The organism is Nocardioides alcanivorans (assembly GCF_021555175.1).
Lineage (GTDB): Bacteria > Actinomycetota > Actinomycetes > Propionibacteriales > Nocardioidaceae > Nocardioides > Nocardioides alcanivorans.
In genome coordinates this window covers 87,819-105,863 of sequence record NZ_JAKGRW010000054.1, presented here as the reverse complement: position 1 = coordinate 105,863, position 18,045 = coordinate 87,819, and the positions used below count along the sequence as shown (strand labels likewise).

The 18,045-nt window shown below is 69.4% G+C and carries 20 protein-coding genes and 4 pseudogenes; 12 read left to right on the top strand and 12 right to left on the bottom strand.

Features of this window, described 5'->3' with window-relative positions; genetic code table 11:
• Positions 1-4: 4 nt before the first annotated feature.
• From L1066_RS23260 to L1066_RS23250, 3 genes and pseudogenes are all read left to right on the top strand, one after another.
• Positions 5-259 (top strand): maleylpyruvate isomerase N-terminal domain-containing protein, encoded by a 255-nt coding sequence (locus L1066_RS23260; protein WP_235738737.1) that lies wholly within the window; start codon positions 5-7, stop codon positions 257-259.
• A 2-nt stretch (positions 260-261) separates the two neighbouring features.
• A pseudogene (locus tag L1066_RS28990) lies at positions 262-348 on the top strand (hypothetical protein); the annotation flags it as partial.
• A gap of 185 nt (positions 349-533) precedes the next feature.
• Positions 534-806 (top strand): hypothetical protein, encoded by a 273-nt coding sequence (locus L1066_RS23250; protein WP_235738735.1) that lies wholly within the window; start codon positions 534-536, stop codon positions 804-806.
• 137 nt (positions 807-943) lie between these two features.
• On the opposite strand, the gene L1066_RS28165 is transcribed toward L1066_RS23250, so the two are convergent.
• The 9 genes and pseudogenes from L1066_RS28165 to L1066_RS23210 all read right to left on the bottom strand — a co-directional run bounded on the left by L1066_RS28165 (position 944) and on the right by L1066_RS23210 (position 8,790).
• A complete protein-coding gene (locus L1066_RS28165; RefSeq protein WP_312008669.1) occupies positions 944-1,900 on the bottom strand; it encodes a phenylalanine--tRNA ligase subunit beta-related protein in 957 nt (318 codons plus the stop codon).
• A gap of 146 nt (positions 1,901-2,046) precedes the next feature.
• A pseudogene (locus tag L1066_RS28160) lies at positions 2,047-3,338 on the bottom strand (phenylalanine--tRNA ligase subunit beta); the annotation flags it as partial.
• Between the two features lie 87 nt (positions 3,339-3,425).
• Positions 3,426-4,535, bottom strand: coding sequence for a phenylalanine--tRNA ligase subunit alpha (pheS, locus tag L1066_RS23240; RefSeq protein ID WP_235738788.1), 1,110 nt, complete (start codon positions 4,533-4,535; stop codon positions 3,426-3,428).
• Positions 4,536-4,650: 115 nt separating this feature from the next.
• Complete coding sequence (locus L1066_RS23235; protein WP_235738734.1) at positions 4,651-5,703, bottom strand: sensor histidine kinase; 1,053 nt, start codon at positions 5,701-5,703, stop codon at positions 4,651-4,653.
• A gap of 9 nt (positions 5,704-5,712) precedes the next feature.
• Positions 5,713-6,240: a TrmH family RNA methyltransferase gene (locus L1066_RS23230; RefSeq protein ID WP_312008627.1), complete on the bottom strand. Its 528-nt coding sequence runs from the start codon at positions 6,238-6,240 to the stop codon at positions 5,713-5,715.
• Positions 6,241-6,569: 329 nt separating this feature from the next.
• Positions 6,570-6,962, bottom strand: a complete 393-nt coding sequence (gene rplT / locus L1066_RS23225) for a 50S ribosomal protein L20 (RefSeq protein ID WP_235738733.1) — start codon at positions 6,960-6,962, stop codon at positions 6,570-6,572.
• Positions 6,963-7,017: 55 nt separating this feature from the next.
• Positions 7,018-7,212, bottom strand: a complete 195-nt coding sequence (gene rpmI / locus L1066_RS23220) for a 50S ribosomal protein L35 (protein WP_235738732.1) — start codon at positions 7,210-7,212, stop codon at positions 7,018-7,020.
• Between the two features lie 47 nt (positions 7,213-7,259).
• Positions 7,260-7,985, bottom strand: a complete 726-nt coding sequence (gene infC, locus L1066_RS23215; RefSeq protein WP_235738731.1) for a translation initiation factor IF-3 — start codon at positions 7,983-7,985, stop codon at positions 7,260-7,262.
• Positions 7,986-8,271: 286 nt separating this feature from the next.
• Positions 8,272-8,790 carry an SseB family protein gene (locus L1066_RS23210; RefSeq protein ID WP_235738730.1) on the bottom strand — a complete coding sequence of 173 codons (519 nt, stop codon included), beginning with the start codon at positions 8,788-8,790 and terminating at the stop codon, positions 8,272-8,274.
• Between the two features lie 139 nt (positions 8,791-8,929).
• Between L1066_RS23210 and L1066_RS23205 the strand changes: the two genes are divergently transcribed.
• The 9 genes and pseudogenes from L1066_RS23205 to L1066_RS23165 all read left to right on the top strand — a co-directional run bounded on the left by L1066_RS23205 (position 8,930) and on the right by L1066_RS23165 (position 15,781).
• Positions 8,930-9,850 (top strand): ABC transporter ATP-binding protein, encoded by a 921-nt coding sequence (locus L1066_RS23205; RefSeq protein ID WP_235738729.1) that lies wholly within the window; start codon positions 8,930-8,932, stop codon positions 9,848-9,850.
• A 292-nt stretch (positions 9,851-10,142) separates the two neighbouring features.
• On the top strand, positions 10,143-10,616 hold the full coding sequence (locus tag L1066_RS23200) for a hypothetical protein (protein WP_235738728.1): 474 nt from the start codon (positions 10,143-10,145) through the stop codon (positions 10,614-10,616).
• A gap of 42 nt (positions 10,617-10,658) precedes the next feature.
• Positions 10,659-11,420: pseudogene (locus L1066_RS28155) on the top strand (sensor histidine kinase); the annotation flags it as partial.
• A 363-nt stretch (positions 11,421-11,783) separates the two neighbouring features.
• Positions 11,784-12,391, top strand: a pseudogene (locus L1066_RS23190) (response regulator transcription factor).
• Between the two features lie 72 nt (positions 12,392-12,463).
• On the top strand, positions 12,464-12,898 hold the full coding sequence (locus L1066_RS23185; RefSeq protein WP_235738727.1) for a hypothetical protein: 435 nt from the start codon (positions 12,464-12,466) through the stop codon (positions 12,896-12,898).
• Positions 12,898-13,950, top strand: a complete 1,053-nt coding sequence (locus L1066_RS23180; RefSeq protein ID WP_235738726.1) for an alanine racemase — start codon at positions 12,898-12,900, stop codon at positions 13,948-13,950. Before L1066_RS23185 ends, L1066_RS23180 begins: the two co-directional genes overlap by 1 nt.
• 163 nt (positions 13,951-14,113) lie before the next feature.
• Positions 14,114-14,668: a nucleoside/nucleotide kinase family protein gene (locus tag L1066_RS23175; protein ID WP_235738725.1), complete on the top strand. Its 555-nt coding sequence runs from the start codon at positions 14,114-14,116 to the stop codon at positions 14,666-14,668.
• Positions 14,665-15,168: a DUF1648 domain-containing protein gene (locus L1066_RS23170; protein WP_235738724.1), complete on the top strand. Its 504-nt coding sequence runs from the start codon at positions 14,665-14,667 to the stop codon at positions 15,166-15,168. The genes L1066_RS23175 and L1066_RS23170 overlap by 4 nt, the downstream gene beginning before the upstream one ends.
• A 226-nt stretch (positions 15,169-15,394) precedes the next feature.
• Positions 15,395-15,781: an acVLRF1 family peptidyl-tRNA hydrolase gene (locus L1066_RS23165; protein ID WP_235738723.1), complete on the top strand. Its 387-nt coding sequence runs from the start codon at positions 15,395-15,397 to the stop codon at positions 15,779-15,781.
• A gap of 104 nt (positions 15,782-15,885) precedes the next feature.
• On the opposite strand, the gene L1066_RS23160 is transcribed toward L1066_RS23165, so the two are convergent.
• Genes L1066_RS23160 through L1066_RS23150 form a run of 3 tightly spaced genes read right to left on the bottom strand, consistent with a single transcriptional unit; the run spans position 15,886 to position 18,014 of the window.
• Positions 15,886-16,296 carry a metal-sulfur cluster assembly factor gene (locus L1066_RS23160; protein WP_283095588.1) on the bottom strand — a complete coding sequence of 137 codons (411 nt, stop codon included), beginning with the start codon at positions 16,294-16,296 and terminating at the stop codon, positions 15,886-15,888.
• Positions 16,293-16,745, bottom strand: a complete 453-nt coding sequence (gene sufU / locus L1066_RS23155) for a Fe-S cluster assembly sulfur transfer protein SufU (RefSeq protein WP_235738722.1) — start codon at positions 16,743-16,745, stop codon at positions 16,293-16,295. The genes L1066_RS23160 and sufU overlap by 4 nt, the downstream gene beginning before the upstream one ends.
• Before the next feature lie 3 nt (positions 16,746-16,748).
• Positions 16,749-18,014 (bottom strand): cysteine desulfurase, encoded by a 1,266-nt coding sequence (locus L1066_RS23150; protein WP_235738721.1) that lies wholly within the window; start codon positions 18,012-18,014, stop codon positions 16,749-16,751.
• Between the last annotated feature and the right edge of the window lie 31 nt (positions 18,015-18,045).

Here is an 18,045-nt window from a genome sequence, read left to right as displayed (position 1 = left end):
CGCCATGACCCGTCTCGAGACAGCACGCTACCTCGACCACCTCTTCCACGAGTCGGCCCGCTTCCGTGCGGTGCTCACCGATGCCGATCCCGAGGCGCGGGTGCCGAGTTGCCCCGAGTGGAACGCCGCCGACCTCCTCCGCCACCTCACCGAGGTGCAGTACTTCTGGGCACGCACGATCAACCACCGACCGGACTCCCCGACCCGGAGGTCGGCTGGGGCGATCCGCCGCGCTCGGAGGTCTGGACGGAGAAGCTAGCGATCTATGACGAGTGCACCGCAGCTCTCCAGAACGCCTTGGTCGCCGCCGACCCTCGGGAGGCCGCTTGGTCGTGGAGCAGCGAGAAGACCGTGGGGTTCACGGTGCGCCGCCAGGCGCACGAGGCACTCATCCACCGGCTCGATGCCGAGCTCATCAGCGGGCAGGTGACCCGGCTGGATCCGCTGCTCGCCACCGACGGGGTCCACGAGACGCTCGACGTGATGTTCGGCGGTGACGCCGAGTGGGGCACGTTCACCCCGGGGATGCGCACGTGTGCGTGCACGTGCGCGACACCGACACCCAGGTGTGGGTGCGGCTGGGCCGCTTCACCGGGACCGACCCCGACACCGGCGAGTCCTTCGACGAGCCGGATCTCCGGGTGGTCGACGACCCCGGTGTCGAACCCGCACTGGTGTTGGAAGGTGACGCTGGCGACCTCGACGCCTGGCTCTGGCACCGGCGCGACGACAGTCGCCTCGAGTGGGCGGGGGACGACGCGGTGCAGCAGGTCCTCCGCCGCATCCTCGACCAGCCGATCGACTAGACCCGAGCCGGCCCCGCTGATCGAGCCCCACCCGCTGATCGAGCCGGCCCCGCTGATCGAGCCTGTCGAGATCCCCACCCGGTGATCGAGCCCCACCCGGTGATCGAGCCTGTCGAGATCCCTTCCAGCAACCTCGCTCAGGAACGCTGGACAGCACCGGTGCGCTGGGCCGCCAGGGCGACCGCGGCATCACGGGCAGCACCCGACTCACCCTCCTTGAGGGTCCGGTCCCCGGCCCGGAAGCGCAGCGCGAACGCGAGTGACTTCCGACCCTCGCCGACCTGCTCACCGGTGAACACGTCGAAGAGGCGGATCGATTCGAGCAGCGGTCCTGCCCCGTCCCGCAGTGCGGCCTCGACCTCGGCGGCAGGGACACCGGCGTCGACGACGAGCGCCACGTCTTCCTTGGCGACCGGGTAGGAGGAGAAGTGTTGACCCTGCGGTGACGTGGCGTGCTCGAAGAGCAGGTCGAGATCGACCTCCGCGGCTGCCGCCCGGGGCGGCAGGCCGTAGGCCTCGCACACCTTGGGGTGCAGTTCACCGGCGTGCCCGACGACCTGCTCGCCGATCAGGATCTCGGCGCAGCGGCCCGGGTGCCACGGAGCGACCGCGGCCTGGCGGGTGGTGACCTCGACCCCGAGGACCGCGGCCACCCGGCGTACGGCCTCGATGGCGTCTGCCCACGACGCGGCGCGCCCCTCACCCCACCAGCCGGAGCGTTCCCGCTGCCCGGTGAGGACGACGCCGAGGTGCTGTGGCTGGTGCGGGACGGCCTTCTCGATGGCGGCCCATTCGTCCGCCGTCGGACGACGGTCGACCCCGAGGATCGGTGCCTTCTCGTTGCCCGTGGGCAGGAAGACCAGGCCGGTCTCGAAGAGGGCAGCGTCGCCGTTGCCCCTGCCCACGTTGCGGCTCAGCGCCTCGAGCAGGCCCGGAAGCAGCGTGGTGGCGAGTTGCGGCTCCTCCGCGTTGAGCGGGTTCTCGATCCGCAACGCTCGGCGGCGTACGTCGTCACTCGGCAAACCGAGGCGGTCCCAGTCGGCATCGCCCACGAAGGGATAGCCGATGGCCTCGGTGTAGCCGGCACCGGCCAGCGCCTGACCGACTCGACGACGGAACTTCTGCAGCGCGGTGAGGCCGCGACCAGACGGTGCCGGGGAAGCACGGACGGCACCTTGTCGTAGCCGACGATTCGAGCGACCTCCTCGACCAGGTCGAACGGGTCAGTGAGGTCCGGACGCCAGGTCGGCACGGTGGCGGACACGTGGCCTCCCTCGGTGGCCACGGTGCAGCCGACGAGCTCGAGGTTGGCGACCGTGGTGGCGGCAGCGATCTCCATGCCGGTGATCCGGGCGGGGAGGTCGGCATCGATCGTGATGGTGGGCGGCGCGGCCGGTGTGCCGACCAGCGTGACGCCGGGGTCCACGGTGCCGCCGCCGTGCTCGACGAGGAGCTCGGCGACCCGCTCTGCGGCCACCAGCGGCAGGGTCGGATCGACCCCGCGTTCGTTGCGCTTGCCCGCTTCCGACGTGAGCTTGTGGCGGCGCCCGGTGCGGAACATCGAGGTCGGCTCCCAATGGGCTGCCTCGATGAGCACCCGCGTGGTGTCCTCCGACATCTCCGTCGTGGCACCGCCCATCACGCCTGCCAGACCGATCGGACCGGAGTCGTCGACGATGACGAGGTCTTCGGGGTGGAGCACCCGTACCGTGTTGTCGAGCGTGGTGAGCTTCTCCCCGCCGTCGCTCGACGCACCCGCAGCGCGCCTGCGACCTTGTCGGCGTCGTAGCCGTGGATCGGCTGACCGAGCTCGAGCATCACGTAGTTGGTGACGTCGACGGCCAAGGAGATCGGGCGCATACCGGCCTGGGCGAGCCGGTGGGCCATCCACTCCGGTGTCGGTGCGGTGGGGTCGAAGCCGGACACGCTGCGCGCCGCGAAGACCGGGCAGCCGGCCTCGTCCTCGACCAGGATCGACGGGCCGTTCCCGTCGACGGCAGGCAGGTCGCGAGCAGCCGGGTCGACGAAGTCGAGGCCGAAGCCGACGGCGACTTCGCGGGCGATGCCGCGCAGTGACAGCGCGTAGGCCCGGTCCGGGTTGATCTCGAACTCGATGACCGGGTCGTCCATGCCGAGCACGTCGAAGGCCGAGGCGCCGGGTTCGCCGCTGCCCGCAGGGAGCACGATGATGCCGTCGTGGCCCTCCCCCAGACCGAGCTCGCTCTCGGAGCAGATCATGCCGGCCGAGACGTGGCCGTAGGTCTTGCGGGCGGAGATCTGGAGGTTCCCGGGCAGCACGCCGCCGGGCAGGATCACGACGACGAGGTCACCGTCGACGAAGTTGTGGGCGCCGCAGATGATGCCCTGGGGCTCGCCGGTGCCGTTGGCATCACCCACGTCGACGGTGCACCAGTTGATGACCTTGCCGTTCTTCTGCGGCTCCTTCTCGATGGTGAGCACACGGCCGACGACGAGCGGTCCGGTGATGGCATCGGCAGGGTTGTGGATCGCCTCCAACTTCAGCCCGAGCATGGTCAACCGGTCGGCGAGCTCCTCGATGCCGACGGTGTCGGGCAGCGTGACGAGCTCACGAATCCAGGAAAGCGGCGCCTTCACTGATCAGATCTCCATTCCGAAGGGCTGGGTGAAGCGGACATCACCCTCGAACACGTCGCGCAGGTCCTCGACGTTGTGGCGGAACATGAGCGTGCGGTCGATGCCCATGCCGAACGCGAAGCCGGTGTAGGTGTCGGGATCGACACCGCACGCGACCAGGACCCGTGGGTTCACGACACCGCAGCCGCCCCACTCGATCCAGCCCTCGCCACGGCAGGTGCGACAGGTGTCGCCCTCCTCGTTGACGGCAGCACCGCGACACACGAAGCAGACGAGGTCGACCTCTGCCGAGGGCTCGGTGAAGGGGAAGTACGACGGGCGGAAGCGAGTGGTGATGCCGTCACCGAACATCGACGTGGCGAAGTGGTCGAGCGAGCCCTTGAGGTGGGCCATGGTGATGCCCTCGTCGATCACGAGGCCCTCGACCTGGTGGAAGACCGGCGAGTGCGTCGCGTCGATCTCGTCGGTCCGGTAGACCCGGCCCGGGCACGCGATGTAGATCGGCGGCTTCCGGGTGAGCATGGTGCGGGCCTGCACCGGCGACGTGTGGGTGCGCAGCACCAGGGCGGCCTCGGCCGGCTCCAGCCAGAAGGTGTCCTGCATGGTGCGAGCAGGGTGGTCGGGCCCCAGGTTGAGCGCGTCGAAGTTGAGCCACTCGGCCTCCACCTGCGGGCCCTCGGCGATCTCCCAGCCCATGGAGACGAAGACGTCGGCGATCCGCTCCGACATCGTCGTGATCGGGTGCCGGGCACCGGCGATCACACGATCGGTGGGCAGCGTGACGTCGACCGTCTCCTCCACGAGGATTCGCTCGGCGTGCTCGGCCTCGAGCACCGCGGTGCGCTGACCGAGCGCCTTGTTGACCTCACCCCTGGCCTTGCCCACCCGGGCTCCGGCCTCCTTGCGTGCCTGCGGGGGCAACGCGCCGATCTCGCGGTTGGCCAGGGCCAGCGGAGAGCGGTCGCCGGCGTGCTCGAGTCGCACCTGCTTGAGGGCGGCCAGGTCCTGGGCACCGGCGATGGCGTCGAGCGCGGCGTCGCGCATGGCTTCGACCTCGTCGGCACGCAGCGGCGTGACCTCGACGGGGTCGTAATCGGAGTTGGGTCCCGACATGTCTGCCTTCACGGATCGAGAGTGGGGATCGACGTCCGTACGGCGCCGACCGGTCAAGTCTAGGAACCCGGCGGGGGCGACTGCCAATGGGTTACCCCCGGGACCGTGCCGCGGCTCAACCGAGGTCTGCCGATGCCGGTTCGCTGGGCAGCTCGATCGTGATGCGGGCCCCGCCTCCGGGGGCGTCGGTGACGGTCACCAGGCCGCCGTTGGCTCGCACCAGTCCGTTGACCAGGTACAGGCCCAATCCGGACCCGCCACGGACGCCGTGCTTCCAGAACTTGGTGAAGATGCGGCGGCGCACCTCGGGGGCGATGCCTTCACCCTGGTCGTCCACATGCACCCGGATGCCCGGGAACGGCGCGTTGCCCGCCATCGGCGACAGCGTGATCCGCACGGTGCCCTCTCCGTGACGGACCGCGTTCTCGACGAGGTTGGTGAAGACCTGGATCGTCTTGTCCGGGTCGACCACCACCTCCGGCAGCTCGTCGGTGACCACGACCACGAGCTCGCGGTTGGTGCCGGCGCCCACGGAGGCGACCACCCGCTGCACGAGCGCATGCAGGTCGACGGGACGCGGATAGAGCGAGAGCCGCCCCGTGTCGAGACGGGCCACGTCGAGCAGCTCCGTGATCAACGCACTCAGCCGGTCGGAATCGGAGTTGACCGTCGTCAGCATCAGCTTCTTCTGGTCGTCGCTGAGCTTGTCCCACCGGTTGAGCATCGCTTGCACGAAGCCCTTGACCCCGGTCAGCGGGGAGCGGAGCTCGTGGGCGACCGTGGCCACCAGGTCGGACCGCTCCCGGTCGAGGCGCTCGCGACCGCGGCCGCTGCGCAGCGACACCGCGACCCGGTCGATCGGCTGGTCGACCGCGGGACGGTGGATGCGGGCCACGACCAGCGCCTCGGAGCCGTCCGGCAGCACCCACACCTGCTCGGGCACCCCGGTCCGCGTGCCGAGTCCGCGGTAGGGCTCGTTGACCTCGACCCAGGTGCGGCCGTCATGGTCGGTCAGCATCAAGACCTCGTCCAGCGGGCGACCCGTGACGTCGAGGTCGAACGGAAGAGCGAGCATCCGTCGCCCGGCGCCGTTCATCGCAACGACGCGGCCCTCACCGTCGGAGATCACGGCGCCGTCGGCCACCAGGTCCAGATAGAACTCGCCCACGGCGGCAATCTACGCCCGGCGCTGCGCCCGCGCGCTCGCATAGAGGCAGAGCGCAGCGGCCGTGGCCAGGTTGAGGCTCTCGGCCCGGCCGTGGATGGGGATCCGCACCCGGTGGTCGGCGAGCGCGGCCACCTCGTCGGGGAGTCCCCAGGCCTCGTTGCCGAACAGCCAGGCGGTGGGGCCGTCGAGCAAGCCCTGTTCCTCGGCCTCGAAGAGATCCTGCTCCCCTGTGCCGTCAGCGGCCAGCACGACCAGACCAGCGGCACGGATGCGGCGTACGGCCTCCGCAGGGTCGGGCTCCTTGGACACGGGGAGGTGGAAGATGCTGCCCACGCTGGCCCGCACCGTGCGCGGGTGGTGAGCGTCGACGGAGTTGCCGGCGAGCACCACGCCGTCGGCGCCCGCTGCATCACTGGTGCGGATGACGGTGCCGGCGTTGCCGGGGTCTCGTACGTCGGCGCACACGGTCAGGAGCGTCGGCGGGGTCATGAGCTGGTCCGCGAGGGGTACGTCGAGGTGGCGGCACACGGCCACCACGCCGGCAGGAGTGGTGGAGTCGCTCAGCGAGGCAAGGGCACGCTCATCGACGACGCGCCACGAGCCACCGGCTGCCTCGTGCAGCTCGGGGAAGTCGACGGCCGCAGCCGAGGTGGCGAAGACCTCGACGACGCAGTCGGGGCGGGCCAGCGCCCCTCGACGGCCTTGGGTCCGTCGGCCAGGAAGTGGCCGCTGCGGTCCCGAAATGCACGACGGGCGAGCTTCCGGGCGTCCTTGACCCGCGCGTTGCCCATCGAGAGCGGTGCGGGGTCGGACTGGAAGCTCGCCACGTCGGTGCAGACCGTCGCTCGGCGCGAAGCCGGAGCGGATCAGGCGTTGGCGTCCTCGCGAGGAGCGTTGACGTCCTCGGGGAGAGCAGCCTTGGCCACCTCGACCAGCGCAGCGAACGCCGGGGCGTCGTTGACGGCCAGGTCGGCCAGGATCTTGCGGTCAACCTCGACCTCAGCGGCCTTGAGGCCCTGGATGAAGCGGTTGTAGGTCATGCCGTTGGCGCGGGCAGCAGCGTTGATGCGCTGGATCCACAGCTTGCGGAACTCGCCCTTCTTGGCCTTGCGGTCACGGTAGCTGTAGACCAGCGAGTGAGTGACCTGTTCCTTGGCCTTGCGGTAGAGACGCGACCGCTGGCCGCGGTAGCCGCTCGCGCGCTCGAGGGTTGTCCGGCGCTTCTTATGGGCGTTTACCGCCCGCTTGACGCGTGCCACTTCTTTACTCCTTGATGCTCAAAAACTCGGGTGGTGATGGGTCGGCCGGTCAGGCTCAGAGACCCAGCAACTTCTTCGCGGTGGGGACGTCGGCCTTGGAGACCTCGGTGGTGCCGGACATCCGGCGCGTGACCTTGGATGCCTTCTTCTCGAGGTTGTGGCGCTTGCCCGCCTTCTCGCGCAGGATCTTGCCCGAGCCGGTCACCCGGAAGCGCTTCTTGGCACCGGAGTGCGTCTTGTTCTTCGGCATGGATTTGCTGCTCTCTACTTGCGTTTTGTGCGAGTCTGTTGGGTGGATCAGACGTCGATGTCAGCGTCGAGGTTCTCCGAACGACGCCGCTCCTTCTTCTGGGCCACCGGGCCGGTCTGCGCAGCCTTGCGCTCCGCGACCTCGTCGGCCCTGTCGGCAGCAAGGTCCGCAGCTGCGGCGTCCTTGGCAGCCTTGACCTCGGCCTTGGCGTCAGCCTTCTTCTTGTGCGGGCCGAGCACCATGATCATGTTGCGGCCGTCCTGCTTCGGGGAGGACTCGATGAAGCCCAGCTCCTCCACGTCGGCAGCCAGACGCTGCAGCAGCCGGAACCCCAGCTCGGGGCGGTGCTGCTCACGACCACGGAACATGATCGTGATCTTGACCTTGTCCCCGGCCTTGAGGAAGCGGACGACGTGGCCCTTCTTGGTCTCGTAGTCGTGGGCGTCGATCTTCGGACGAAGCTTCATCTCCTTGATGATCACGTTCGTCTGGTTTCGACGGGCTTCACGGGCCTTCTGGGCGTTCTCGTACTTGAACTTCCCGTAGTCCATGAGCTTGCAGACGGGCGGCTTGCCCTGGGGAGCGATCTCGACGAGGTCGAGGTCAGCCTCCTGGGCCAGGCGCAGCGCGTCGTTCGTGGGAACGATGCCGACCGTCTCGCCATTGGGTCCAACGAGGCGGACCTCGGGAACCCGGATCCGGTCGTTGATGCGCAGCTCAGTGCTGATGTGTCCTCCTGAAGACGTACAAATTGAAAAAGGCTTCCGCCACAAGCGGAAGCCAGTCTCCGAGACACATCAGCATCTCACGCGCGATCTGAATGGGGCCCACGCATGGACTCTGCTCAGTCACGTGACCGGACCCGACGACCTCCTGGCCGATGCGGGTGGGAAGTCTGCCCTCGATCTCGGCAGAGCCTCCGCTTGTCAGACCGGCTCCGGTGTGCGGGTGCACATCGAGGCCGATCGGTCGAGACACAGGTTAACCCAAGGGTGTCCGCTGATGCCAATCGACCGCGACACCCTTCTCAACCCGCGCGACGCCGTGGGTATTCCGCGATCACTCCGCGGGCTTGAGCCAACCGGACTGGCCGTCGACCTCCACCAGCTCCCACCCGGCAGCGAGTCCGACCAGGTCGTCGGCCCCCACCACGAAGGTGGTGGGCCCGGCCACGTCGATCACCAGGGCGGCCGCCTCGTCCTGGATCGCCGACTGGGCTGCGACCGCGGCCGGCACGGCGACGGGGCGGGCCTGGGGGTTCCACGCGTCGAGCTGGGCGGTGCCGGTGAAGGCCAGCAGGGCCATCCGACCGTCCCGGCCCTGCATCAGGACGGCAGCCATGTCGCTCGACTTGTCGTGGGCCAGCCCCCGCTCGTCGTACTCAACCTCACCGAGGAGGGCCACGACCGGCACGAGGAGTCGCGAGGAGGCCAGCGCCCGGAGTACGTCGGCACTGCGGCTGCGGTCTGCCCGCCAGGCCTCCAGCGCAGCGACCAGCTCGGGGTCCTGGGAGCCGTCGTCGTCGGGGAACGCGCTCGCCTGGAGCTGCGCGCCTGCGAATCGGTCGGGGTTCACCATGATGCGTCTCAGCCTAGATGAGTGCCCGACCACCACGAGAGTCGCCGGCCCCGGTCGACCCGCCCACATGACAGATGTCATGGCCAATCGATGAGCACGGGGACTGCCGCGTCCACCGGGTCTCCGGGAGGCTGGGGACATGGCCGAGGAATCTGCGATCCACGTGAGCGAGTTGCGCCGTACCTACGGCAGCGGCGACGCGACCTTCGAGGCGGTCCGCGGTGTCGACCTGCGGGTCGCTGCCGGCAGCGTCACCGCACTGCTGGGCACGAACGGGGCCGGCAAGACCTCCACCCTGGAGGTCATCGAGGGCCTCGCGCCCGCCGCCAGTGGTTCGGTGCGGGTGCTCGGACTGGACCCGTGGCGTGACCGCGACGAGGTGCGTCGACGGACCGGCGTGCTCCTGCAGGCCAGCGGCTTCTCCGGCGACCTGAGCGTCCGCGAGACGCTGCGCATGTGGAGCGGCCTGGTGAGCCGGGCCCGGCCGGTCGACGAGCTGCTGGAGCTGCTGCGCCTCACCGGTCGGGCCGCCACTCGGGTGCGGGTGCTCTCCGGCGGCGAACGCCGCCGCCTCGATCTCGCCTGCACGCTCCTCGCCCACCCCGAGGTGCTGTTCCTGGACGAGCCGACGACCGGCCTCGACCCCGAGAGTCGCCGCGACGTGTGGGAGCTGGTGCGCGGGCTGCGCGACACCGGCACCACCGTGCTGGTCACCACCCACTACCTGGAGGAAGCGGAAGCACTGGCGGACCGGTTGGAGATCATGCATGCCGGACGCATCGTGCGTTCCGGCAGCCCGCACGAGATCGCCGAGGGCCACCCCGCCACGATCCAGTTCCTCTCCCTGCCCCAGCTTCCCGACCTGGCGGTCGAGGTCACCCATGACCGGGGGACGACCGTCCTGCGCACCGCCGACCTGCAGCGCACCCTCACCGACCTCCTGGTCTGGGCCGACCGAGCCGGGCACACGCTCGAAGGTCTGCAGGCACGCACCGCCACCTTGGAATCCGTCTTCCTCGACATCGCAAGCTCCGAGCCGTCCACCGAAGGAGACCGGTGATGGACCTGACCCTCGATCCCGGCCGTGTGCGTACCCTCACGCGCTGGAACACCGTCCTGCTCATGCGCAATCGGCTGGCCCTCGTGTACGCCGTCGTCCTCCCCCTGGCACCGCTCCTCCTGCTGCTCGTCGGGGACGACGGCGGGGTTGGCGCCGCGGCGATCACCACCACCCTCACCTTTGCTGCACTCTTCCCCGTCTTCTACAACGTGTTGGCACAGTTCGTCTCCCGTCGCGACGAACTCGTGCTGAAGCGGTTGCGCTCCGGCGAGGCCCGTGACGGGAGCTCCTGGTGGCGCTCGCGCTGCCCGGTTTCGCGATCCTCGTGGTGGTCGCCGCCCTGGCCGTGCCGATCGCGCTGGCGACCGGGCACCGGGCTCCTCTCAACCCCGTGGTCTATGCCGCCACGGTGCTGCTCGTCGGCGCCCTCTTCGCCACCTTCTCCTTCTGGACCGCCGCGTGGACCCGCAATGCCGAGGCCGCGCAACTGACCAGCATGCCGGTGGTGCTGCTCGCCGTGGTGGGGCAGATGAGTGTCGCCTTCCCGGAGTCCGTGCGTGACTGGGTCGACCTGACGCCCGGGGCGGCGCTCACCGACCTGGTGCGCACCAGCTGGTTCGGATTCGGCGAGCCCGGCACGGAGCGGACCCTCGACTTCGCCGACACCTGGGCGGCCGCGGCCCAGCCGGTCGCGGTGCTCGTGGCGTGGATCGTGCTCGCCGTGTGGCTGGCCGTCCGCTCGATGCAGTGGGAGCCCCGCGCGTGAGCAGTCGGCATCCCTCGGAACGACTCAACTAGGGTGGTGGACATGGGCTGGCGGGGCGGTTCCCAGGTGGAGCGGGTCGACCTCTACACCCGCCAGTCGCTCCACCTGCTGCTGTGGGGCTTCGTCGGCTACATCCTCCTCCGCTCCGCCTCGGCGGCTGGTGAGCACCAACCGTGGTTCACCCTCGTCACGGTCGCTTCACTGCTGCTCGCCGCGGCGGCGTCCCGCGTGATCCGGGACGTGATGGCGCTCCACCCGGCAGCGGGCCCCTTGCCCTGGCGCAGCATCGCTCCGTTCCTCGCCCTGGTGGTCCTGGTGCTGGCCCTCGGCCTGCCCCAGGACAACGAGGTGCGGGGAACCGCCGTGATGGTGGTCTTCGCCAGTTCCTCGCTGGCGCTCGGCGGTTTGCGGGACCGCCGCGCGGTGACAGCCCTGCTCCTTGCGCTCACCGCGCTCCCGGCCGCGGCGGCCGGCAATCCGTGGTTCGCACCCGCCTCCTTGCTGATCGCGCTCTTCCTGGTCTTCACCGTGCGGGTCTCCCTCTGGCTCCTGGCGGTGGTCATCGAGCTCGACCAGGCGCGCACGGCCCAGGCGGCACTCGCCGTCGCCGAGGAGCGGCTCCGCTTCTCCCGAGACGTCCACGACGTGCTGGGGCGCCGCCTCTCGACCATCGCGGTGCAGGCGGAGCTCGCCGCCACCTTGGCGGCACGCGGTGACCAACGTGCCCCGGAGCAGATGCTCGAGGTGCGGTCCACAGCTCACACCGCCCTGCGCGAGGCCCGCGAGCTCGCCCGCGGTTATCGCACGACCGACCTCACGCAAGAGCTCGAAGGGGCCCGCTCCTCCTGGCGTCGGCCGGGATCCGCGCCGAGGTGGAGGTCGAGGGACTCCCCTCGCGCTGCACGAAGCTGCCGCCTGGGTGATCAGGGAGGCGGTCACCAATGTGCTCCGACACTCGCGAGCGTCCTACGTGTGCATCCGATGGGCGGCATCCACCCTCGACGTGACCAACGACGGTGTCGACGGCGCGCCCGTCGTCGAGGGCGCCGGCATCACGGGCCTGCGCGAGCGCCTCGCGCCACTCGGCGGCGACCTCGAGGCACACGCGACCTCAGATCGCTTCCACCTGGTCGCCCACCTGACCCTCACCGACCCTGCGGAGGCTCCATGACCATCAGGATCCTGCTCGCCGACGACGAACACCTGATCCGCACCGCACTGGCCCAGATGCTCGACCTCGAGGACGATCTCACGGTGGTCGCGGAGGCAGCCTCCGGTGACGAGGCACTCGCCATGGCCGACCGGTTCCCGGTCGACGTCGCCGTGCTCGACCTGCAGATGCCCGGGCCCGACGGCATCACCGTCGCCCGTAGGTTGAGCGAGCGCGGCCATTCCTGTGCAGCAGTGATCGTCACCAGTCACGGTCGACCCGGGCACCTCAAGCGGGCGCTCGCCGACGGCGTACGCGGCTTCCTCCCCAAGACCACCTCTGCGGCAACACTCGCCCAGGTCGTACGCACCGTGCACGCAGGCGGCCGGTACGTCGATCCCGAGCTCGCCGCGGAGGCGATGGCTGCCGGCGACAGCCCACTGACCCCACGTGAGGCCGACGTCCTCGAGTTGGCCGCCGACGGCGCCCCCATCGAGGAGATCGCCGTTCGGGCCTCGCTCTCCCCGGCACCGTCCGCAACTACCTCTCACAGGCGACGACCAAGCTCGCAGCGGCGAACCGCCACGACGCCTGCGCCGTGGCCCGACGCATGGGATGGATCTGAGCGGAGGCTGTTTCCGGTGGCGGCAGCCCCACACCGGTTCCTGTGTTGTGACCGATGTGAAACGCTGGGGGCATGAACGACGAAGCGTGGTTTGCTCTGGCCGTCGCTCTCACCGTCGTGGGTGCTGGCGGCAGCTGGTGGGCGTTCCGCAACCGGGGCGCCAGCACCGGGCTGAAGCTGACGGCACTGACGTTCCTGGTTCCGGCCGCCTACCTGACCGGCACCTTGGAACTGCTCGGCGAGGTCGCGATGTCGGTCACCGACTGGGCAACGGGCTTCGTCTTCTCACTCAGCACCTGGATCGGCGTCGGCATCGCCGGACTCGCGGTGCTGCTCTTCGGCATCTCCACCAAGGTCGGCGACGGAAAGCGTGTGGTCGAGCCCGGTTCCCCGGGTGAGCAGGCGCCGAAGCAGGTACGTCCGGGCAAGCCCGCCAGGTCGGCTGCGCCGGTCGATCCCGACATGGCCGACATCGAGGCGCTGCTGAAGAAGCGCGGCATCGAGTGATGAACGACCTCATCGAGGCAAACCGGGTGCACGCGCGCCTCAACGAGGCCGTCGCCACCCGTGCCACCCCGTTGCCGACTCCTGCGATGGTGGTCGATCTCGACGCCTTCGACCGCAATGCCGACGACCTGGTCCGACGTGCCGGCGGTACGCCGATCCGCGTCGCCTCGAAGTCACTGCGGGTGCCGGCGTTGCTTGATCGGGCGCTGGCTCGCGCAGGGTTCACGGGAGTGCTGACCTACGCATTGCGGGAAGCTCTCTGGCTGCATCGCGAACGAGGACTCACCGATCTGGTGATGGGCTACCCCACCGTCGACACGGTGTCCTTGGCCGAACTGGTCTCCTCGCCCTCCGCGGCCGCCGCGATCACCCTGATGGTCGACTCCACGGAGCACTTGGACATCGTCGACTCACTGCGCTCCTCCAAGGCCGTGCCGATCCGCGTCGCCATCGACGTCGACGCGGGCCTGCACCTGCGCGGCCAGCACGTGGGCCCGAAGCGCTCCCCGTTGCTCGGCACCGACGCCGTGACCGCACTGGCACGCGCGGTGGTGGACCGTGACGGCTTCACCCTCGTGGGCGTGATGACCTACGAGGGTCAGGTTGCCGGACTCCAGGACGACGTACCCGGCCAGCGGGCCAAGTCACTCGTGGTGCGCCGGCTCAAGGCAGCCTCCGTCGGTCAGCTGGCCGAACGCCGCCAAGCCGTCGCCGAAGCGCTCGCTCGGTTCGTGGAGCTGGAGTTCTGGAACGCCGGCGGCTCGGGATCGATCGAGACCTCCGCCGCGGATCCGGTCGTCACCGAGGTGGCTGCCGGCTCCGGGCTGCTCGTGCCCACCCTCTTCGACCACTACCGCTCGTTCACCCCACGCCCGGCCGCCTACTTCGCGGTCCCGGTGCTCCGCAAGCCCACGCCCGACGTGGTCACGGTGGCCGGCGGCGGTTTCGTGGCCTCGGGGGCAGCAGGCAAGGACCGGCTGCCGACGCCCTGGCTGCCACCGGGTCTGAGCCCCACCGGCACCGAAGGCGTGGGCGAGGTGCAGACTCCCTGACCGGCTCCCCCGCCTCCCTGCTGGGCATCGGTGACCTGGTCTGGTTCCGGCACGCCAAGTCGGGAGAGCTCTTCGAGCACACCAACACCGCGCACCTGCTCAGCGGCAGCGAGTTCGTCGACGAGGTCCGCACCTACCGCGGCCACGGGTTGGCCAACTGAACGTGCCCGACACGATCGCCGGAGACCTTGCTGCCCGGGTGCTTGCCGGGCCTCCCCGGCTCGGCTCGACGCGCCTGCTGTGCATCGACGGTCGCTCCGGTGCCGGCAAGACCGCGTTGGCGCTCGACGTCGCCACGCGGTTGTCGGCGCCGGTCCTGCACCTGGACCTCGCCTACCGCGGCTGGCACGGACTCGCCGCGGGGCTCGACGTCGTACGCCGCGAGGTGCTGGAGCCGTTGCACCGCGGAGAACCCGGGAGCTACCGCCAATGGGACTGGCACGCGGACCAGCTCGGTGCCCGGACGCTGGTGTCCCCGACCCCGACGCTGGTCGTCGAAGGCGTCGGCGCGTGCACGGCCATGTTCCGGCGATTCGCGACCACGACCGCCTGGGTGGAGGCGAGCACCGACGCTCGACGCGAGCGGGCTCTGGCCCGCGACGGCGACACCTTCATCCCGCACTGGGACGTCTGGGCCGCGCAGGAGGACGCGCTGTTCGCCCACGATGCCGTCGCCGCTGAGGTCGACGTCGTGATCGACAACGAGGAGAGACGTTGAGGAATCCCGGGACCCTGTTCCTGCTGGCCACGGGCGTGGTGCACGCCGTCGTGCTCGCCATGGTCGCGCCCGGCCTGCCCGACCGGGTGCCGACCCACTTCGGTGGTTCCGGCAAGGCTGACGACTGGAGCAGCCGCGCCGAGGCCCTGTGGACGTTCGGGCTCATCGGCGCCGGCCTGCTGCTGCTCTTCGTGCTGATCTCGTTGTGGATCCCTCGGATGAACGCGTCGATGATCAACGCTCCGCACAAGGAGTGGTGGACCGAGACTCCCGAGCGCGAGGCCACGCTCCGCCGCCGGATCGCCAATGACACGAGCTTCCTGGGTGGAGCGACGATCCTGCTGATCTCCCTCACGACGGTCGACACCGCCCGGGCGGCCCAGACCTCCGACCCAGAGCTGGGCTGGCTCTTCTGGGGTGGTCTGATCGGCTACCTGCTCCTCACCGTCGGCGTCGTGGTGTGGATGTACGGCTGGCGCTACCGCCCGGAGCAGGAATGACCGAGATCAGGTTGCCGCCAGCCCGACTGATCCGCTGGATCGACAACTTCGCCGCGCGGCACGGGGAGACGTCGTTGGAGGTCGACTCGGGCGCGCTCGTGGCGAGGGCTGTCGACGGCTCGCGGGCCGACGTACGCCTGCCGTGGGACCGGGTGTACGCCGGTGATGCCGACCCGGAAGAGTTCCTCACCAGCGTCGAACCCCCCAGCGACTGGGGGTGCTGCTGGTGCGCAAGGGCGGATTCGCGATCGCCCGACTCCACGGCGATGTCGTGCACGCCAGCAAGACCGGGCAGCGGCATGTCCAGGGGCGTACCAAGGCCGGCGGCCAGAGCCAGCAGCGCTTCGCCCGCCGCCGCGACAACCAGGCGAAGGTGGCCTACGCCGCCGCGGCCGAGCACGCAGCGCGTCTGCTCCTCTCGCCGGCCTGCCCGCTGCTGGTGACCGGTGGCGACCACACGGCTGTCGACGAGGTGCTCGCCAGCCCGCCGCTGCGCACGCTCGCGAAGGCGGTGGTGGCCCCGTGGCTGCCGGTGCCCGATCCGCGCCGCTCGGTGCTGGAGCAGGCCGTCACCGACGCGGGCGCCCTACGCATCGCCGTACACAACGCCTGACCGCGAACCTTCACTCAGAAGCATCGAACCCGCAGTTGCGTCACAGCAATTGCGGGTTCGATGAATCCAAGTGAAGGTTCGCGGAGCCTGAGTGAAGGTTCGCGTCAGACGTTGAAGCCGAGCGCGCGCAGCTGCTCACGCCCGTCGTCGGTGATCTTGTCGGGACCCCACGGCGGCATCCAGACCCAGTTGATGACGACGTCGTTGGCCAGACCCTCGAGAGCGGTCTCGGTCTGGTCCTGGATCACGTCGGTCAGCGGGCAGGCAGCAGACGTGAGGGTCATGTCGAGCACCACATTGGAGTGCTCGTCGACGTGGACCCCGTAGACGAGGCCCAGGTCGACCACGTTGATGCCGAGCTCGGGGTCGACGACGTCCTTCATCGCCTCGTTGACGTCTTCGGGGGTCGTCGCCGACGAGGTCACGCCGGTGGCCTCGGGAACCTCCGGCAGGTCACCGTGGCGGTCTGCTGAGCTCGATGCGGCGTCAGCCTGGCTCGTTGAAGTGTCGGTCATCGGTCCTCCTCCAGGGCCTGGGCGGTTGCGTCCTTCCAGGCCATCCATGACAGTAGCGCGCACTTGACCCGGGCCGGGAACTTGGCCACACCCGCGAAGGCGATGCCGTCCTCCAGCACCTCCTCGTCGGGCTCCACCTTGCCCCGACCCTGCATGAGGGTCTGGAACTCCTGATGGATCGCCATGGCGTCGGTGACGGTCCGGCCGATCACCAGGTCGGTCAGCACGGAGGCCGACGCCTGCGAGATGGAGCAGCCGAGTGAGTCGTAGGAAACGTCCTTGACCACGTCACCGTCGAGATGGACCCGGAGGGTGATCTCGTCGCCGCAGGTGGGGTTGACGTGGTGGACCTCGGCTCCGAAGTCGTCACGCAAACCCTTGTTGTGCGGGTGCTTGTAGTGGTCGAGGATGATCTCCTGATAGAGAGCATCCAGGTCTTGAGTGGTCATCACTCACCCCAACTTGAAGTAGTGGCGGGTGTATTCCAACGCCTCCACGAGAGCGTCGATCTCCGCGGGCGTCGTGTAGAGGTACGACGACATGCGCGTCGAGGACTGCACCCCGAAGCGCGCGTGCGCCGGCTTCGCACAGTGGTGACCGGCACGTACGGCGACCCCTCTGCTGTCGAGAACCTGTGCGATGTCGTGGGGGTGGACCCCCTCGAGCTCGAACGAGATCGCGCCGCCACGGGAGGCCGCGTCGAGAGGTCCCAGCACGGTCAGTCCGGGAACCGTCGCCAGCCCCTCCAGCGCATAACCGGTGATGGCCTGCTCATGGGCGTGGATAGCGTCGAGCCCGACGTGGCCGAGGTACTCCACCGCCGCACCGAGACCGATGGCCTCGATGATCGGCGGGGTGCCTGCCTCGAACTTGTGCGGGATGCCGGCGTAGGTCGACTTGTCCATGCGGACCGTCGCGATCATCTCGCCACCGCCCAGGAAGGGCGGCAGTGCCTCGAGCACCGCGCGGGCTCCCCAGAGCACTCCGATGCCGGTGGGACCAACGACCTTGTGGCCGGTGAAGGCCAGCAGGTCGGGGCGCTCCTCAGTCGGCATCGACGCCAGGTCGATCGGCAGCTGCGGGGCGGCCTGGGAGCCGTCGACGACGACCAGGGCTCCGACGGCGTGGGCCTTGCAGGTGACCTCGGCGACCGGGTTGATCGTGCCCAACATGTTGGACACCCAGGTGAACGCGACGACCTTGGTGCGCTCGTTGATGAGCTCGTCGATGTCGGACAGGTCGAGACGTCCGTCGTCGGCGATCCCGAACCATCGCAACGTCGCGCCGGTGCGCTCGGCAAGCAGCTGCCACGGCACGATGTTGGAGTGGTGTTCCATCTCGGTGATGACGATCTCGTCACCGGGACCGAGCTGGTGGACACCGGGCCACGCCAGCGTGTTGGCCACCAGGTTGAGCGCCTCCGAGGCGTTCTTGGTGAAGATGACCTCGTCGCGCTCCGGAGCACCGATGAAGGCCGCGACCTTGTCGCGCGCGACCTCGAACGCCTCGGTCGACTCGGCACCGAGCTGATGCATGGCTCGAGCGATGTTGGCGTTGTGGTGCTCCAGGTGGTCGACCATCGTGTCGATCACCACCTGCGGCTTCTGCGAGGTGTTGGCGCTGTCGAGGTAGACCAGCGGGAGCCCGCCCGCGAGCGTGCGCTCGAGGATCGGGAAGTCCGCGCGGATGACCTCCAACTCGGGAAGCAAGCCGTCCATGTGGTTCCTTCGTGCTGGTGGTGAGCGGTCG

Excerpts from the sequence above, each read along its gene's own strand:
- L1066_RS23160 (WP_283095588.1), bottom strand. The coding sequence starts at position 16,296 with ATGACCGACACTTCAACGAGCCAGGCTGACGCCGCATCGAGCTCAGCA.
- sufU (WP_235738722.1), bottom strand. The coding sequence starts at position 16,745 with ATGACCACTCAAGACCTGGATGCTCTCTATCAGGAGATCATCCTCGAC.
- L1066_RS23180 (WP_235738726.1), top strand. The coding sequence starts at position 12,898 with ATGAACGACCTCATCGAGGCAAACCGGGTGCACGCGCGCCTCAACGAG.
- L1066_RS23260 (WP_235738737.1), top strand. The coding sequence starts at position 5 with ATGACCCGTCTCGAGACAGCACGCTACCTCGACCACCTCTTCCACGAG.
- rpmI (WP_235738732.1), bottom strand. The coding sequence starts at position 7,212 with ATGCCGAAGAACAAGACGCACTCCGGTGCCAAGAAGCGCTTCCGGGTG.
- L1066_RS23150 (WP_235738721.1), bottom strand. The coding sequence starts at position 18,014 with ATGGACGGCTTGCTTCCCGAGTTGGAGGTCATCCGCGCGGACTTCCCG.
- L1066_RS23210 (WP_235738730.1), bottom strand. The coding sequence starts at position 8,790 with ATGGTGAACCCCGACCGATTCGCAGGCGCGCAGCTCCAGGCGAGCGCG.
- L1066_RS23185 (WP_235738727.1), top strand. The coding sequence starts at position 12,464 with ATGAACGACGAAGCGTGGTTTGCTCTGGCCGTCGCTCTCACCGTCGTG.
- pheS (WP_235738788.1), bottom strand. The coding sequence starts at position 4,535 with ATGTCGGGACCCAACTCCGATTACGACCCCGTCGAGGTCACGCCGCTG.
- L1066_RS23205 (WP_235738729.1), top strand. The coding sequence starts at position 8,930 with ATGGCCGAGGAATCTGCGATCCACGTGAGCGAGTTGCGCCGTACCTAC.